Annotated in this window: 16 protein-coding genes; 8 read left to right on the top strand and 8 right to left on the bottom strand. The window is 59.9% G+C overall.

Features of this window, described 5'->3' with window-relative positions; translation table 11 throughout:
* Window positions 1-33 precede the first annotated feature (33 nt).
* A complete protein-coding gene (gene gldF / locus D0N36_RS08010; protein ID WP_116940880.1) occupies window positions 34-759 on the top strand; it encodes a gliding motility-associated ABC transporter permease subunit GldF in 726 nt (241 codons plus the stop codon).
* Window positions 760-875: 116 nt separating this feature from the next.
* Window positions 876-2,606, top strand: a complete 1,731-nt coding sequence (gene gldG / locus D0N36_RS08005; RefSeq protein ID WP_242478837.1) for a gliding motility-associated ABC transporter substrate-binding protein GldG — start codon at window positions 876-878, stop codon at window positions 2,604-2,606.
* Window positions 2,607-2,619: 13 nt separating this feature from the next.
* On the opposite strand, the gene D0N36_RS08000 is transcribed toward gldG, so the two are convergent.
* Window positions 2,620-3,240, bottom strand: coding sequence for a hypothetical protein (locus D0N36_RS08000; protein WP_147320795.1), 621 nt, complete (start codon window positions 3,238-3,240; stop codon window positions 2,620-2,622).
* A gap of 95 nt (window positions 3,241-3,335) precedes the next feature.
* Here D0N36_RS08000 and D0N36_RS07995 point away from each other — a divergent pair, with 95 nt between their 5' ends.
* The 3 genes from D0N36_RS07995 to gldC all read left to right on the top strand — a co-directional run bounded on the left by D0N36_RS07995 (window position 3,336) and on the right by gldC (window position 5,441).
* Window positions 3,336-3,617 carry a hypothetical protein gene (locus D0N36_RS07995; protein ID WP_116940879.1) on the top strand — a complete coding sequence of 94 codons (282 nt, stop codon included), beginning with the start codon at window positions 3,336-3,338 and terminating at the stop codon, window positions 3,615-3,617.
* A 196-nt stretch (window positions 3,618-3,813) separates the two neighbouring features.
* Window positions 3,814-4,938, top strand: coding sequence for a DNA polymerase III subunit beta (dnaN, locus tag D0N36_RS07990; protein ID WP_116940878.1), 1,125 nt, complete (start codon window positions 3,814-3,816; stop codon window positions 4,936-4,938).
* A gap of 164 nt (window positions 4,939-5,102) precedes the next feature.
* Complete coding sequence (gene gldC / locus D0N36_RS07985; protein ID WP_092737228.1) at window positions 5,103-5,441, top strand: gliding motility protein GldC; 339 nt, start codon at window positions 5,103-5,105, stop codon at window positions 5,439-5,441.
* 99 nt (window positions 5,442-5,540) lie between these two features.
* Here the strand turns inward: gldC and D0N36_RS07980 are convergent, their stop codons facing one another.
* The 7 genes from D0N36_RS07980 to D0N36_RS07950 all read right to left on the bottom strand — a co-directional run bounded on the left by D0N36_RS07980 (window position 5,541) and on the right by D0N36_RS07950 (window position 12,460).
* Complete coding sequence (locus D0N36_RS07980; protein WP_116940877.1) at window positions 5,541-6,047, bottom strand: hypothetical protein; 507 nt, start codon at window positions 6,045-6,047, stop codon at window positions 5,541-5,543.
* 218 nt (window positions 6,048-6,265) lie between these two features.
* Entirely contained in the window at window positions 6,266-6,802 is a 537-nt protein-coding gene (dcd, locus tag D0N36_RS07975; protein ID WP_116940876.1) for a dCTP deaminase, read from the bottom strand.
* Between the two features lie 110 nt (window positions 6,803-6,912).
* Complete coding sequence (locus D0N36_RS07970) at window positions 6,913-7,521, bottom strand: hypothetical protein (RefSeq protein WP_116940875.1); 609 nt, start codon at window positions 7,519-7,521, stop codon at window positions 6,913-6,915.
* Window positions 7,522-7,983: 462 nt separating this feature from the next.
* Complete coding sequence (gene hemL / locus D0N36_RS07965; RefSeq protein WP_116940874.1) at window positions 7,984-9,309, bottom strand: glutamate-1-semialdehyde 2,1-aminomutase; 1,326 nt, start codon at window positions 9,307-9,309, stop codon at window positions 7,984-7,986.
* Between the two features lie 143 nt (window positions 9,310-9,452).
* A complete protein-coding gene (locus D0N36_RS07960; RefSeq protein WP_116940873.1) occupies window positions 9,453-11,261 on the bottom strand; it encodes an ABC transporter substrate-binding protein in 1,809 nt (602 codons plus the stop codon).
* Window positions 11,262-11,390: 129 nt separating this feature from the next.
* A complete protein-coding gene (locus D0N36_RS07955; RefSeq protein ID WP_116940872.1) occupies window positions 11,391-11,705 on the bottom strand; it encodes a hypothetical protein in 315 nt (104 codons plus the stop codon).
* A gap of 47 nt (window positions 11,706-11,752) precedes the next feature.
* Window positions 11,753-12,460 carry a hypothetical protein gene (locus D0N36_RS07950; RefSeq protein WP_116940871.1) on the bottom strand — a complete coding sequence of 236 codons (708 nt, stop codon included), beginning with the start codon at window positions 12,458-12,460 and terminating at the stop codon, window positions 11,753-11,755.
* A 271-nt stretch (window positions 12,461-12,731) separates the two neighbouring features.
* Here D0N36_RS07950 and D0N36_RS07945 point away from each other — a divergent pair, with 271 nt between their 5' ends.
* The 3 genes from D0N36_RS07945 (at window position 12,732) to D0N36_RS07935 (ending at window position 17,052) form a co-directional block, all read left to right on the top strand.
* Window positions 12,732-14,219, top strand: coding sequence for an NADP-dependent isocitrate dehydrogenase (locus tag D0N36_RS07945; RefSeq protein WP_116940870.1), 1,488 nt, complete (start codon window positions 12,732-12,734; stop codon window positions 14,217-14,219).
* Between the two features lie 348 nt (window positions 14,220-14,567).
* Window positions 14,568-15,242: a TetR/AcrR family transcriptional regulator gene (locus D0N36_RS07940; protein ID WP_116940869.1), complete on the top strand. Its 675-nt coding sequence runs from the start codon at window positions 14,568-14,570 to the stop codon at window positions 15,240-15,242.
* Between the two features lie 103 nt (window positions 15,243-15,345).
* Window positions 15,346-17,052: a peptidase domain-containing ABC transporter gene (locus tag D0N36_RS07935; protein WP_116940868.1), complete on the top strand. Its 1,707-nt coding sequence runs from the start codon at window positions 15,346-15,348 to the stop codon at window positions 17,050-17,052.
* Window positions 17,053-17,100 lie beyond the last annotated feature (48 nt).

Here is a 17,100-nt window from a genome sequence, read left to right as displayed (position 1 = left end):
GCCTCTCTTTTAACCCTCTCATTAATTAGGTTCATGCTTGCCATCCTGCGCAAAGAATTCAACAGCTTCCTGAACTCGCCCGTGGCCTACGTGGTGCTGGGCGTGTTTCTGGTGGCTACCGGGCTGTTCGTGTGGGTTTTCCCCGACAGCTCGGTGCTCGACTATGGGTTTGCCGACTTGCAGACGCTGTTCAACATCGCGCCCTGGATTTTCCTGTTCCTGATACCGGCCCTCACCATGCGCACGTTTGCCGAGGAGAAGAAGGCCGGCACAATGGAGCTGCTACTGACGCGCCCGCTCACCGACACCCAACTCATCGGCGGCAAGTACCTGGCCTGCCTGCTACTGGCATTGCTGGCGTTGCTGCCCACGCTGCTCTACTACTACTCGGTCTACCAGCTCGGCGACCCGGCAGGCAACATCGACTCGGCCGCCACCGTGGGGTCCTACCTGGGGCTGGTGCTGCTGGCGGCGGTGTTTGCGGCCATCGGCGTGTTTGCCTCGGCCCTCACCCGCGACCAGATTGTGGCCTTTCTGGCGGCCGTGGTGGGCTGCTTCCTGGTGTACACCGGCTTCGATTCGCTGGCTTCAGTATTCGACGGGACTCCGGCCTACTACATCGGCCAACTCGGCATTGCGGCCCACTACCGCGACCTGAGCAAAGGCCTCATCGACTCCCGCGACCTGCTCTACTTTTTCACCCTGACCGCCGCCATGCTGCTAGCCACCCGGCTGGCGCTACAGAGCCGAAATTGGTAGGTTTTTGGGAGCTGTTAGCCATTAGCTGATAGCTGGTAGCTTTCTCGAACTAATAGCCCGTAAGGAGTTTTATTAGCCGCTGAGAGTAATTATGAACGACTTTTCAAGGTGTATTTGTGAGCACGGAATCAGAACAGGAGCTGACAGCTAACAGCTCTCCGCTAAGAGCTCAAAAGAAAAACGACCTGACCCGGTTTGCGCTGCTGCTGGGGGCGCTGCTACTGCTCAGTTTTCTGGGTAGCCTGTTCTTTTTTCGGCTCGACCTGACGGAGGACAAGCGCTATACCATGTCGGGGGCCACGAAGGAGCTGCTGGAGAAGCTACCGCAGCCCGTGACCGTGACCGTGTACCTGGATGGCGACTTCCCGCCCGCCTTCCGCCGCCTGCAGCAGGGCGTGCGCGAAACCCTGACCGAAATGCGCGTGTACGGTGGCGCCAATCTGCATTTTGTGTTTATCGACCCCTCGGCAGCGGCCACCGAGCAGGCCCGCAACGAGTTCTACCAAACCCTGTTCAAAAAGGGCCTGACGCCCACCAACCTCGGTGCAAACGACAACGGTAAGCGTACCGAGAAAATCATCTTCCCCTGGGCCGTAGTGGCCGCCGGGGGCAAGGAGGAGAAGGTACTGCTGCTGCGCGGCAACCAGGCCGAGTCGCCCGAAGTGCGCCTCAACCAGAGCATCGAGGGGCTGGAGTACGAGCTGGCCAGCGCCATCCGCCGGCTCAGCCCCGGCAAGCGCCAGCGCATCGGTGTGGTGGAAGGCCACGGCGAGTTGACCAACATTGAGGCCGGCGACCTGATTGGCTCCCTGAGCCGTGACTACGACGTTTTTCGGGTGAGCCTGGACAAGTCGCGCCCCAAAGACCTGGCCTCGCTCAGCGCCCTCATCGTGGCCAAGCCAGCCCAGCCCTACACCGAACCCGAGAAGTTCAAGCTCGACCAGTTCATCACCCACGGCGGCAACGCGCTGTTTTTCGTGGATGCCATGCGCGTCAACCTCGACAGCGCCAGCCGTGGCGGTATGCTCGCTTTCCCGCTCAGCCTGAACTTGGAGGATATGCTGTTCAAGTACGGCCTGCGCATCAACCCCGATTTGCTACTCGACCTCAATTCGGGCGTCATTCCACTGGTGACGGGCATGAACGGCGACAAGCCCAAGGTCGAGCCCATGCCCTGGCAGTTCTACCCGCTCATCAACCAGTTCAGCCCGCACCCCATCACCCGCAACCTCGACGCGGTGTACACCAAATTCGTGAGCAGTATTGATACGGTGAAGGCCGTGGGCGTCCGTAAAACGCCCCTGTTGTTCACCTCGCGCTACACGCGGGTGCTGCCCTCGCCGGTGCCCGTCAATCTCAACGACGCCCGCATGCCGCCCGACCCTAAGCTCTACACGGCCCAGAACAAGCCGGTGGGCTACCTGCTCGAAGGACGGTTCCGCTCGCTGTTCGCCAACCGCGCCGAACCCGGCACCAACCGCTTCCTGCCCGATACCAGCCCCGAAAACCGCCCTGCCAAAGTGCTCGTCATCTCCGACGGCGACTTCGTGCGCAACGATATCGACCCCAAAACCGGCCGCCCCATGCGCTTAGGTTTCGACCGGCTCGCGCCCACTGAATTCGCCAACCGCGAGCTGGTCCTCAACGCCGTCGATTACATGCTCGATCAGTCGGGCCTGATTGCCGTGCGCGGCAAGCAAATCACGCTCCGCCCCCTCGATAAGCTGCGCGTAGTGGCCGAACGCCGCGGCTGGCAGCTGCTGAACCTGGCCGCCCCGCTGGTGCTGCTAGGCCTCTTCGGAGCCGTGCGCGCCTGGCGCCGCAAGCGCCGGTACGCGCGGTTTTAAACGTCTTGTGTCACTACCGGATTCTAACCGATTCGGTAGTAGAGGTATACACTTCGCCGTTTTGTAGCTCAACACTTATTCTAGCAGCAAAATCAGCAACCGGCTTCTTCTTTAGCAGCAGGCTATAGTCGGTTTGTTTTATAGAAGTAGTATCAGTTTTTATACCAGTTGATAAGTCGAAGGCTCCGGATGCAGTTGAAATCGTGAGTAAATCGTTGATAGTGTCATTAGCTTGATGTTGGGCGTCGAAGTTGTTTAGCGTAACCACTGTGAAACTCTTGAGCTTTTCCTTTGAACCCAGTCCGCCATTAGTCCTGCAAGTGCAGGCGTAAGCTTGGCTGATTAGGGAGAAAGGTGCCTGATGATTCTGATGGGTTTGCCTCGAAAAATACGAGACAGAATACCTGACAATGAGGGAGTAATCTTCAAGTTTGACTTCTTGTCCGGAACTGACTCTGTCGCTGCAGCAAGTACCCCGCTTCTTAAAATTATCGGCAGATATTCCCTTAATATCAAAATAGTTTCCTTCTATTCTGCCGCATCCGCATTCGTCCCGGTCGCATCCCTGAATTGAGATACCCGTCGACAAAAGCAAAGTCAGTACCCAATGCCTACGCGTTGTTGGTAATTTCATAAAATATCGACGAATTAAAAGCTGTTGCTTAGGACATAAGCCGGACTTGCATGACTCATTCAGGAGTATCCAGTCAGCTAAACAGGTTGCAATATATGCTCGGTGAATTTATCGGCGAAGTTGTTTTTGAAACACTGCTAGGCTCCATTTGGCACGCTGTTAAGGCCTGCACTGGCTTCGTATACCTAAACCTGCGCTACTGGCGGCCGCGCCGGGTGCTGGAGCAACTGGCGCAACGCTATGGTGGCCGTTACGCCACGGCTGGCTCGGCGCTGATAACGAGCCTGATGCAAGGGTTGGGTGTAGTGCTGCTACTGGTATTGGCAGCGACAGGATTATTCGCACTCGGGTCTGCCATCTGGTCCGCTATTGGGTAGCAGTGAGGAGCCATACCATCGGTCGGTGAATTGTGGATGGCGGCGGTGAGGGCGGAGGCCCTGCAGAAGTCGTTTCCCCAAGCTGAAATCAAGGCTGTAATATTCCCCGGCCGCTCCGGCCGGGCCCGTTAGAAAACCCCGACCCCGTTGCCTATCTTTGTCCACTCCCCAAACTGCCTCCAACCCAACTCCTCCTATGAAGTTCATCGTCTCGTCTTCCGCCCTGCTCAAGCAGCTCCAGAGCATCAACGGCGTGGTTACGAACAACCCCGTGGTGCCCATTCTGGAGAACTTCCTCTTTGAAATCGAGGATGGCAAGCTGACGATTACGGCCTCCGACCTGGAGACGAGCATGATAACCGAGCTGCCCGTGGAAGCCCGCGAAAGCGGCCGCATTGCCGCCCCGGCCCGCATTCTGCTCGACACGCTCAAAAACCTGCCCGACCAGCCTGTGACCTTCACACTGGACGAGGAAACTTACAGCATCGAAATTGCCAGCAGCAACGGCCGCTACAAGCTGGCCGGCGAAAATGCCACCGATTTCCCCCGCGTGCCGGTAGTAAAGGGCACGGCCCCGGTCGAAATGCCTTCCTCCACGCTGGCACGGGCCATCAATAAAACCATCTTCGCTGTCAGCACCGATGAGTTGCGCCCGGCCATGACCGGCATTCTGGTGCAGCTGGCCGACAACCAGGTAACCTTCGTGGCCACCGACGGCCACCGCCTGCTGCGCTACCGCCGCTCCGACGTGGGCGCGGGCCAGACCTCGAACATCATCGTTCCGCGTAAGGCCTTCAACCTACTGAAAGGCGCGCTGCCCTCCGAAGCCACGCCCGTACGTATGGAGTTCAATGGCTCCAACGCCTTCTTCAGCTTCAACCAGATGCGCCTCGTGTGCCGCCTGATTGATGAGCGCTACCCCGATTACGAGAACGTTATTCCGGTCAGCAACCCCAACAAGCTCATCATCAGCCGCCAGGAACTGCTGAACTCGGTGAAGCGCATCAGCATTTACTCGAATAAAACCACCCATCAGGTGCGCCTGCGCCTCGCGGGTTCCGAACTCACGGTTTCGGCCGAAGACCTCGACTTCAGCAACGAAGCCAACGAGAAGCTGGCCTGCCAGTACGACGGCGAAGACATGGAAATCGGCTTCAACGCCAAATTCCTGCAGGAAATGCTCTCCAACATCGACTCGGAGGAAATTACCTTGGAGTTGAGCACGCCCAACCGCGCCGGCCTGCTCATGCCCACCACCCCCGACGACCACGAGAGCATCCTGATGCTGGTGATGCCAGTGATGCTCAACAACTACGTCTAATCACAGATGTTGCAGATGGTGCAGATTACGCAGATGCAGACGACAACTGCACCGCTGTTCAACTTTCAGTTAGAGTACAGTTTCGAATTAGAATGATGAGCAAAGCGTAGAGGCGTATGAAATCGTCTGCATCTGCGTAATCTGCACCATCTGCAACATCTGTGATGAAGAAGTCTGAAATCCGCTTTAGTATTGCCCTCGACGACCAGAAAGTGCCCGAGGCCATCAGCTGGTCGGCCACCGATGCGGGGCCTGATATCCACTTTGCCAAGGCCATCAATATCTCCCTCTGGGACCGGGACGAGGCCGGAACGATGAAAATCGACCTCTGGACCAAGGATATGCCCGTCGATGAGATGAAGCACTTCTACGTGGACACCATCGGGGCCATGGCCGAGAGCGTGCTGACGGCCACCAACGACTCGTTTATGGCCACCAAAATGCGCGAGCTATGCCGCCAATTGATGGATCACATCGAGGAGGAGCAGCGCCAGCAGAAGTAAGCGCGGAACCTGCGAGCCACCAAAATTGACAGGCAGCTAAATACCAGAAAGCCCCGCCGGCACCATGCCGACGGGGCTTTTTATGTTGGCTCAAGGACGCTATTTGGCTTTGATAGAGGTGGCGGGGCCGATGGTGGCGCCCTTGCTGCTGGCCGGAGCCGGGTCCTTCACCGACTTCACAAAGGCGTCGTTGGTGGTCTGGGTCTTGTAGTTCATGCTGAAAGCATTGTACTCGCGGCGCGAGCCGTAGTAGTTGCTGTACTGGTCGGTGCTGAGCACCGACTGCAACTCCTTATCCCGCTCCTTGCACACGACGTCGCACTGGTCCTTAACAAGCTTATCGTTGCCGGCGTTCTGCTGAATGATGGCAAGAATGCGGGCCTGCTTGTTTTCGTTGATGGCCTGGACACGGGATTTCTGGTAGCCGTTAAGGCGCAAATCACGCGTCATCTGATACGACAGCTCTTGAGCCCGCTGCTGGCCGGGGTTTAGGCGGGAAGACGGTTTGGTTGCGTCCTGCTTGGTAACCAGCGGAGCCCGCTGCTGAGCGTAGGCGCCGAGTGAAGTCAGGAGTAGGGCGGAGGCGAGGGCAAGTATCTTTTTCATCGGGGATGAATAGCGTGAAGAGATTGAACAAGGCCGGAGCCTTGATTGCCAGCCGGCTTGTAGGCAGGGGCTTGCCCCATGCTAACGAAAAATTATGCCAGGTAGTTTACTTAAAGCGCTTCAGCCGCTCCAGGCCCCTTAAAAAAAGTGCAGCCCGTGGGGCGGCCGAGGCCACCCCGCGGGCTGCATAAGTAGCTACGGGTTCAGCTAATCGGCGTTTAAAAATCGTTCTTCCACATCATCGACTCCACGGGCTTTACCGTGCGCTGGTTGTACTTGGCGTTGGGCTTGCTGTTGTAGAGGTTTTCCACCTCGCCCTCTACCGTGAAGTAGATAAGCTGGCCTACCGGCATGCCGTAATAGATGCGCACGGGCATCGACACGCTGATTTCCAGCGTCCAGGTGTTGCAAAAGCCGATGTCGCCTTTGCCGGCGGTGGCATGAATGTCGATGCCGAGGCGGCCGACGCTGCTCTTCCCCTCTAAAAACGGCACGTGGGCGTGGGTTTCGGTGTACTCCTCGGTTACGCCCAGATACAGGGTGCCAGGCTCCAGCACAAAGCCTTCAGCCGGGATTTCGAACACGTCAATTTTGTTGTGCTTGCGGGCGTCGAGTACCGCGTCGCGGTAGGTGGCCAGGTAGCGGCCCAGGTGCACGTCGTAGGAGTTGGTGCCCAGGCAGCTCCGCTCGTAAGGCGCTATTACAATGGTGCCCCGCTCTATTTCGGCGAGAATCTGCTGGTCGGAAAGAATCATCTTTACAAGTGAAAATTAAGGGTTAAAGACTAAGATGACGGCAGGTCCGGATGGTACGCTCCACTTTGCGCGAAGAGCCTGATGGCCCGCCTCTCACTCTCGGCCTTTACTTAGTTGTCCTCCTCCTCTTCGTAGCGGTCTTCGGGTAGGGCACGCGACGCAGCACGGCGCGGCCGCTGAGGTGCGGGCTCGGGTTCGTCGTCGGAATCGGCGTAGGAAGCAGGCAAAACTGCATCAAGGCGCTGCTGCAGCGCCGGCACTACGCTGAGCACCAGGTAAAGCAGCAGAAGAAACGAGCCGATGAGTAGCATAAGGCTCAGATAGTCGAGCCAGTCGTGGCGGGCGGGCACGTCGAGGGGGCGGGGGCCAGCGTAGGCGGGCGCAGAGGCCAGGTCGGCTTCGGGCTGGGGCTGTGGGTCTTCGGCTACGGCGGCGGGCCCGCGCAGCGTGGCGGGGGCCGCACCGTCGGCGGCCGGGGGCACAGTAGCGCCATCAGCGGCTAGTTCATCGGGGGCAGGATCCTGCGAGGCATTGAACTGAGCCGCGCTCTGCTTGATAACGCGCTGCAGGGTGCGTACCAATGCCACCCGCTCGTCGCGGGGCAATACCCGGATGAAGAACTCGAAGTTGCGGTCGACCAGCAGGCTGTTGAGCTGCTTTTCGAACTCCAGCAAATCGGTGCGCCCTTTCCCAAACCGGCCCTTAAACCGCTCCGACACGCCGTTATAGTTGCGGAACAGCTTCTTGAGGTCGTCGCGGCCAAAGTAGGTATCGAACTCGGCCCGGGCTTCGTGGCGCGCAGGCTCACCGGATACTTGGCGCGGGCGAACGACTTATCGTACACCGTCTCCATTGTCCGGAAGTTGAGCTCGTCTACGGTGCGGTCGAAAAGGCGCTTGTTGGCCGCGGCCGGACCAGTAGTGGATTGAGCTGCCAGCAGCAGTGGCAGCACAAGGCCCAGCAACAGAAAAAGCAGTGGCAGCGGGCGAAATCGAAACATGTATGCGCGGTTGATTCGCGCAAAGGTCGGGTTTTTAGTGATTAGTTGTTAGCTAAAAGAACGTCATTCAGAGCGCAGCGAAGAATCTCGCGTGCCAAAGCAATTTCCTGCGACAGGATTACTTTAGCACGCGAGATTCTTCGCTGCGCTCTGAATGACGTTCTTCCCTAATCCCTAATTTCTATAGGCCGTGCGCTTCTATCATCGACTCGCGGCAGGCAGTGAGGTACACGTCTACCAGCTCGTCGGTCATGGAGATGCTGACGAACAGGGCTTCATACAGGGCCGGAGCCAGGTAGATGCCGCGGTTGAGCATGGCCCGGAAGTAGCGGCCGAACGCCTCGGTGTCGGACGTTTTGGCGTCGTCGAGGTTGGAAACGGGCTGGTCGGTGAAGAAGACGCTAAACATCGAGCCTACGCGGTTGACGGTGTAGTTGAGGCCCAAATCGGCGCAAATCTGGCGGGTACCGTCGGCGAGGCGGGCCGTAATGCGGTCCAGCTCGGTGTACAGCTCGGGGTGCTCGTGCAGGTAGGTGAGCTGGGCGATGCCGGCGGCGGTGGCAATGGGGTTGCCCGAAAGCGTGCCCGCCTGGTACACCTTGCCGGCAGGGGCCACCTGGTCCATAATGTCCTGGCGGCCACCGTAGGCGCCCACGGGCATGCCGCCGCCGATGATTTTGCCCAGCGTGGTCATATCGGGCACCACGCCGAACAACTCCTGGGCGCCGCCGCGGGCGAGGCGGAAACCGGTCATCACCTCATCGAAAATGAGCACGATGCCGTGGCGGGTGCACAGCTCGCGCAGGCCCTGCAGGTAGCCCTCGGCCGGTATCACCAGGCCCATATTGCCCACTACCGGCTCCAGAATCAGGGCAGCTACCTGGCCTTCGTTGGCCAGAATCAGCCGCTCGGTGGCTTCCAGGTCGTTGTAGGGGGCCGTGAGGGTATCCAGGGCCACGCCCTGGGTTACGCCGGGCGAATCGGGCGCGCCGAGCGTGAGGGCCCCCGAGCCGGCGGCAATCAGAAATGAGTCGCCGTGGCCGTGGTAGCAGCCCTCGAACTTGATGATTTTGTCGCGCCCGGTGTAGCCCCGCGCCACCCGGATGGCCGACATGGTGGCCTCGGTGCCTGAGTTTACCAGCCGCACCTTCTCGATGCTGGGCACCATTTTCTTGATCAGCTCGGCCATTTCCACCTCGCGGCGGGTGGGAGCCCCGAACGAAAGTGAGTCGCCGGCCGCGGCGCGTACGGCGTCCACTACCAGGTCGGGGGCGTGGCCCAGAATCATCGGGCCCCAAGAGTTGATAAAGTCGAGGTACTGGTTGCCGTCTACATCAGTCAGCCAGGCACCCTTGGCCGACTGCATGAACACCGGGTGCCCGCCCACGGCCCGGAAGGCCCGCACCGGCGAGTTTACGCCCCCCGGAATGTGGTGCTGGGCGCGGGTGAAAAGCGTATCGGAAGTAGCAAGGTTGAGCGTAGGAGCGGTGGAAGTGGGAGCGGACATAGAAAACGAATGTGCAGAATGACAAAAACTAGTTCTGTCATTCCGACGAAGGAGGAATCGGGATTAAATCGTTGTGCGAAATCGAAACTGTTCAAGCCAGTTTACCCAGATTCCGCCTTCGTCGGAATGACAGTTCTTACAACCTACCGGAAGCCCACTGGGTTTAGCACTTCCACTTCGAGGCGTTCGAGCTTGGTAATGGGCACGTACTGGTTGTCGTGGGCACCGTTGGGGTAACCGATGCCCTGGAACACGGCCCCGGATACTGGCCCGCCGTTGGCCAGCGGCTGCTGGAAGGCCGGGCCATACTGGTGCAGCTGGCTGCCGAAGTAGTATAGCAGCTCGAAGCCAGTGTAGGCAAATACGGAGGGCGGCAGATTAAGCTGCTGGATGTAGAGCTGGCGCACCCGCCGCACCCCGGCACTGTTGCGGTCGAGGTACTTCGGGTGAATAAAGTAGATGTCGCGCGAGTCGAGCTGGCCGAGCGAGATGCGGTTGTTGTCGAGCCAGGAGGCGTAGGCAATGAGTGGGGGCTTGGCGCTCTGCACCCGCATGGCCGAAAGCGTGAACACGCCGGCCTTGGGATTATCCGAAGCCACTACGAGGTGGCCAACGGTCTTTAAATCGATGCCCCCAAAGCCCGCGGCCAGCGTAGTTTCGTCGTCGGACTTAATGCGGCGCAGCTGGAGCACTTTGCCGCCCAGCGCCTCGTAGGCCTGCTTGTAGGCCAGGCCGAAAGCAGTTTCGTCGTTGGTGTCCTCGTAGAGTACCACGGCCGTGCGTGGCCCCCCCAGGCGGGTGTAGGCAAACTGGGCCGCCTGCTGCGCCTGGGTGGCCGTGCCGGGCTCAAACAGGTAGTGCCAGGCATTGTCAGTTACCAGAGTGCCATCCTGCGAAAGCGGATTGACAACGGCAATCTGGTGCTGCTGGGCGTATTGGGCCAGAATCTTGGAACCCGACTTATAGATAGGGCCGATAATGAGGTCCATGCCAGCTAGTTCGGGCAGCGTTAGCACCTGCTTGAGCTGCACGGTATCGGCACCGGTATCGTAGGCGAAGAGCTGCACCGGCCGGCCGGCCCGCTGCAGCGAATCCTGGGCCAGGCGCAGGCCAGCGTACAGGTCGGTTACGAACTGGTTGCGGCGGCGCTTCTCCCAGCTGGTGTCGTTGAACTCGAAGGGCAGCAGTACGCCAATGTTGTAGCTGCCTTTTTTGGCACCGCCCGGCCGGGGCGTGTAGGCGTTGCGGTCGAGCTTAAAGCGGCTGATGAGCTGGTCGAGCTGGGCCTGGTCGGCGGGCGTGTACCAGCCGCCGCTCACTAGCTTGTCGGCGTAGGCCCGGCCCAGGGCCACATCCTGCGGGAATGCTTTCACCAGCGCCTGAAAAACGGCTTTTTCGCTGATGCGAGGCAGGTAGGCGGCTTCCATGTTGGTCCGCTCGGTCGTCAGAGCGTTGGTGGGCAGCTCATTGAGCACCGCCAGGGCATTGGGGTAATCCTTCTGCTCAAATGATATCTGGCCCTGCAGAAACAGGGCCTCAGACAAGCCACTCCAGCTGGGGTAGCGGTTGCGCAGCAGATTGAGCATCTGCTCGGCCTCGGCCCATTTCTTGGCCCGGCTGGCAGCCACAGCGTACAGATAAGCTGCTTCGGGAGCGCGCACGAATTTGGCGGCCGGAAGCGTGAGGGGTTCCAGCTCCTGCATGGCCAGCGCGTAGCGGCCCTGCTCCACCAAAATCTTTCCGTTTTTGTAGCGCAAATCCTGGTCGGGCGAACCCAGGCCGGCCGGTGGTGGTGGCATGGTGGCCGGCGCGGCCGTTGGCTTGGCCCGCGGCGCGGTAGCAGCCGGCCCGGCCGGTTTGGCCGCCGGCCGCGACGACTGGGCCCGCAGCGGCGGAGCAGCAGCCAGGCCAGCACAGAGCAGTACCAGGGGCAGGAAGGCAGATAACCTCATAGACCGAAAAGCCAGGAAAAAGCGGAACAACCATGGGGCCACCACCAGCGCGGCCCGTGCGCCAAAGGTACGCAGTTGCGGCCGGGTTGAAATCGGGCAGACGCCGGCCCTACGGAAGCGCGGGGCGGTCTAGGCTTTGTGCAGCTGCCGCACCCGCTCGGCCTCGGCCGCATTGACCTGCGTAACGGGCGTAGCGTAAATGCGGAAATCATTGTCGGGGAAGTGCTCCTCCAATAACTCTTCGATGCGGCGGTAGAGCAGGGCCTTGGTGATGAAGATAACCCGGTGGAGGGGTTGCTCGGCCACCGTGCCCTGGAGCGTGAGGTAGTGGTTGGCTATGGCTTCGTCCACAAACACGTCGTTGGCCATGTGTTGCGTCAGCATCAGCTGGGTAACATGGCGGGCATGTTTGGCATTGAGGGTAAGCAGGTTGAAGATTATCATAGTGGGATAAACAGGTGAGGGAGGATGCGGTATCAGGGCGCCGCTGCCTAGCGCCGCCGCTGCTTCGGCTCCGAAAAAGGAGCCAAGCTGTGCAGAATTTCCTGAATCATGGGCTCGTGCGTGAGAAAGGCGTCGGGCGTGGCCAGCAGGTAGATGAGCACCACGTGGCCCCGATGATGGGCCGCCAGCGCGTCGTAGCGCAGCATACGGCCGTCTATCTGGCCTGTGCCGGTGGTTTCCAGGAAGCTCAGGCCATGGTAGGATGTTGCGTACTGCTTGTTGACGGGCACCCCGAACTGCTCGGTGAGCTGGTACAGGGCCTGACCGGGCGTGAGGTTATCGGCCCCGCCCCGCAGCTTGCTGATGAACAACAGCATGCTCTGGTCGGGGCTTACGTAGGTCATCAGCACAGTCGAATCGAGATTTTGCCGGGTGGTTTGCCAGGTGGTCGGCACTCGGTACTGCAACTCATATCCGGGCATAATAACCCGTTCGAACGACACCCCCGTTGCCGCTGTGGCCGGGCTGGTAGGCTGGGCTGCCAAGGGGCCGGCAGCAAAACCGGCCAGCAACAGGGCTAGCAGCAAGGCCTGATGCAGCTGACAGTAGTGCGTGAATACAGAAAGCATATCAGGCAGCACCCGGAATCGGAACTGCCTGATTAGGCCGGAAGTGGCGGCCAGAGCAGAGAGCGGGTGGATTGGCAGGCGACCCAGGCGGTTGTGGCCCGCACGAAAGGGGATGAGAGTTTTCATCGAAACGAGAAGTTTAACCATCTTTATTGATAGCTTTACTATTATACAGAAAAATCATCATATGGTTGGTCTGCTATGGTAAAGAGTAGAGCGCCAAAAATTATTTTCATCAGTTAAAAAAAACGTACTCATTTGATAAAAAGCGGTTTACAATATTCAAAATGATTTACACGCAATGATAGTAAAGCTATTATTTTGGGAAGTATGCATATATTTGCCCGGTGGATCGGCATGAGGCTGGCCAACATCGTCTATTAGCAACTCACCCATCATGGCAATCAAAGCACCCATTACAGTAGCCGTCGGCGACGGTATCGGCCCCGAAATCATGACCCAGACGCTGCGGATTCTGGAAGCGGCGGGCGCGGCCATCGAGCCCGAGTTTATTGAGGTTGGCGAACAGATGTACCTGGCGGGCCAGGCCTCGGGCATCGGGCCGGAGGCCTGGGACTCGCTGCGGCGCACGGGCGTACTGCTGAAGGCGCCCATCACCACGCCGCTGGGCGGGGGCTACAAGAGCCTGAACGTAACGCTGCGCAAAACCCTGGGCCTGTACGCCAACGTGCGACCCACCCGCTCGCTCTATCCGGCCGTATTCACCCGCCACCCCAACCTCGACATCGTCATCGTGCGCGAGAATGAAGAGGACCTCTACGCCGGCATCGAGCACCAGCAAACGCCCGAAGTGGTGCAGTGCCTGAAGCTGGTGAGCCGGCCGGGCTGCGAGAAAATCGTGCGCTACGCCTTCGAATACGCCCGCCGCCACGGCCGCCGGCACGTTACGTGCATGACCAAGGATAACATCATGAAGCTCACCGACGGGCTGTTTCATCGGGTGTTCATGGAGATAGGGCAGGAGTACCCCGACCTGGGGCAGGACCATCAGATTATCGACATCGGCACGGCCCGGCTGGCCGACACGCCCGAGCGCTACGACGTAATCGTGACGCTGAACCTGTACGGCGACATTATTTCTGACGTGGTGGCCCAGCTGGCAGGTTCGGTAGGGCTGGCCGGCTCCTCCAATATCGGCGACCACGGGGCCTTGTTCGAAGCCATCCACGGCTCGGCGCCCGACATTGCCGGCCGGGGCATTGCCAACCCCTCGGGCCTGTTGCAGGCCGCCGTGCTCATGCTCGTGCATCTGGGCCAGACCGAAGTGGCCGCCCGGGTACACAACGCTTGGCTCTGCGCCCTCGAAGACGGCCTGCACACGGCCGACATCTACCGCGCCGAAACAAGCATCGCCAAAGTGAGCACCGAGGGCTTTGCCGACGCCGTGATAGAACGCCTGGGCCACGAGCCGAAGCATCTGGCCCCATTTAAGGCGGGCGAAACCACTGCGGCCGCGGCGCCTGCCCGGCCCGTAGCAACCTACGAGCGGCCCGTGGTGGAGCAGCAGCTGGTGGGCTCCGATATATTCGTGTGCTGGAGTGGCTTCAAGCCTAATGAGCTGGGCGAGATGCTGTCCAAGCTGGCAGGTCCGGATCTGAAACTCAAAATCATTACGAACCGCGGCGTGAAAGTGTACCCCGATGGCCACGCCGAAACGTTCTGCACCGACCACTGGCGCTGCCGGTTTGTGGCCGCCAACGCCACGGTGGCTACCGCTACCCAGGTGGGCTACACGCCCGTGCAGTTCGGGCAGGTGCTCGATTTGCAGCACCGCCTGACCGAGGCCGGCATCATGGTCATCAAAACCGAAAACCTCTACCTCATGGACGGGCAGCGTGCCTTCTCGTTGGGGCAGGGAGAATAATATGCTGCCGGGCTGATTTTTCGCCGGGCTGCTGAATGCCGAATTCATCCCGCCGTCGTGCCTCACCTTGCGGCCCACTCTGCTTTAGCAGCAGAGAGGCCAAGGGGTGAGGCAGACGCAAAAGGGCCAGATGTGGGGCGTATCCATCGGCGCGTTTTAATCGAAATTTAAGCCCCATTTAATTCTGTTTTAAGTCGGCTGCCGGGCGGGCGCGGTACCTTTGCAGCAGGTTTCAAAAGGGATATGAATCGGCAGCACCTGGTCGGGGCAGAGCTGCTCGGGCTGCGGTCCGTTAGTAATGCTATCAGCGCGAATAGTGCTACCTTTCTATCTCCACCGATACCGACTATGAATCCACTCCTTCGCATCGAACTGAACGAACGATTATACCTGCGCGACCCGCAGGACACTGAACTGGGCCGCCGCCTGATTGCCGAGAGCGTACAACTGATTGATGAAATCGGGCTGGAGCAGTTCACTTTCAAGAAGCTGGCCCAACGGATGGGGTCTACCGAGGCTTCGCTTTACCGCTACTTTGAAAACAAGCACCGGCTGCTGGTGTACCTGGTGTCGTGGTATTGGGCCTGGGTGCGCTACCAGATTCGTTTCCATACCCACAACGTGCCCGACGCGGCCCAGCGCCTGCGCCTGATTCTGGGCGTATTTACCCGTGCCCATCACGACGACCTCACCACCACTTCGCTTGATGAGGCCGCTTTGTACCGTATTGTAGTGAACGAAGCCTCCAAGGCCTACCTCACCCACGATGTGGACGAGGACAACCAGGCCGGTTTGTTTCGCGAGTACAAGCGGCTGGTAGCCGAAGTGGCCGCTGTTGTGGTGGAGCTGGCACCCACTTACCCTTTCCCGCTGGCGCTGGTGAGCACCCTGGTGGAGGCCGCCCGCAAGCAGCACTTTTTTGCCCGGCATCTGCCCGGGCTTACCGATGCGCAAAACATCGATAGCCAGGAGCCGGTTCTGTACCGCTTCCTCGAAAGCCTGGCCTTCGGGGCGCTACGCTGATGCTCATTGGTCGTGATTTGTTGCTGGTATTCAGAAACCTGACCGAAGGCAAACGGGCAGCCAGCAACTAATAGCGTGCAACGATTAACGAATAACCCGATCCATGTCTGAACCTGCCGCTTCTTCGCTCACACCCGTCCAGCGCCTCTTTAATTTGCTGCACGCCGAGCGGCGCGACATCACCTACCTCTATATTTATGCGGCGCTGGCGGGCCTCATTAGCCTGACGCTGCCGCTGGGCGTGCAGTCGGTGATTGGCTTTGTGAGCAGCGGCGACGTGAGCACCTCGCTGGTGGTGCTCATCAGCTTCATTGTGCTGGGTACGTTTGGGGTAGGGGCCTTGCAGGTGATGCAGCTCTATCTGGTCGAGTTTGTGCAGCGCCGGCTGTTTGCGCGCATCAGCTTCGATTTTGCCGTGCGCCTGCCCCGGGTGCGCACCGAAGACCTCGATGGCCAGTACCTGCCCGAGCTGATGAACCGGCTGCTCGACGCGCCCACCCTGCAAAAAGGCCTTTCGACGCTGCTGATTGAGTTTTCGGCGGCGGCCCTACAAATTCTGTTCGGCCTGATCCTGCTCTCCTTCTACCACCCCATCTTCATCGTGTTCGGCCTGCTGCTGATTGGGATGCTGGCCGTGCTCATCCGCCTGACCGGCCCCGGCGGCCTCGACAGCAGCCTGGCCGAGTCGAAGTATAAGTACCGGGTAGTGGCCTGGCTCGAAGACGTGGCCCGCACCGTCAACACCTTCCGCCACGCGCCCCGGCAGCAGCTCTCGCTGGGCCGCACCGACGAGCTGGTGGAGGGCTACCTGAAGGCCCGCGAAAGCCACTTTCGGGTGCTCATCACCCAGTTCTGGGGCTTTGTAGCCTTCAAAGGCCTCATTACGGCTGCGCTGCTCATTGTTGGGTGCTGGCTGCTGATTAGCAAGCAGCTCAACATCGGTCAGTTCGTGGCCGCCGAAATCGTGATTATTCTCATCATCTCGGCCATGGAAAAGGTGCTGCTCAAGATTGACGTGGTGTACGACGCGCTGACCTCGCTCGATAAAATCGGCTACGTGCTCGATTTGCCATTGTTGCCGGCCGCCACCGGCACGCTGGTGCTACCCACCGTCAGCCCGCTTGTTGGCCTGCAGGTAGAGGTGCGCGACCTGAGTTACCGCTACCCCGCCAACGAGCGGGCCACCCTCGAAAACCTGTCGCTTAGTGTGGCGGCGGGCGAGAATCTGGGTCTGGCCGGCACCGATGGCTCGGGCAAAAGCACCCTGCTGAGCGTGCTGGCCGGCCTGCTGGCCGATTACACCGGGGTGGTGGCCTACGACGGGCTGCCGCTGCGCGATGTAACCCCGACCAGCCTCAGCAACGAACTGGCCGATAACATCTCGCACCGCGGTCTGTTCGAGGGCAGCCTGCTGCAGAACCTGACCCTCAACCAACCCGGCATCGGGCCCGACGACGTGGCCTGGGCCCTGGATTTGGTGGGCCTGCGCGACGAGTTGTACTCCCGCCCGCAAGGCCTGAATACGCTAGTAGGGGTGGGTACACCCTTCTCCGATAGTGTCCGCCAGAAGATGCTGCTGGCCCGCGCCCTGGCCAGCCGCCCCCGCTTGCTGTTGCTTGATAACCCGCTGCTGAACGTGGAGCGCGCCGAGCGCCACCGCATCCTGAGCCGCCTGCTGGCTCCCGGCCAGCCCTGGACCGTGCTGATAGCCAGCCACGAGCCCGACACGCTCCGCCTCTGCCACCGTCTGGCGCTGCTGGACGAGGGCCGTGTGGTGAAAGAAGGCGACTACGCGACGGTGATGGGATGAGTGGTGAGGAGGTGATGAAATGAGAGAAAAGCGGACGTCATGCTGAGC

The organism is Hymenobacter lapidiphilus, assembly GCF_003417065.2.
GTDB lineage: Bacteria > Bacteroidota > Bacteroidia > Cytophagales > Hymenobacteraceae > Hymenobacter.
Note: the sequence above shows the minus strand (reverse complement) of the source record. Positions and strands in the feature narration are given on the sequence as shown.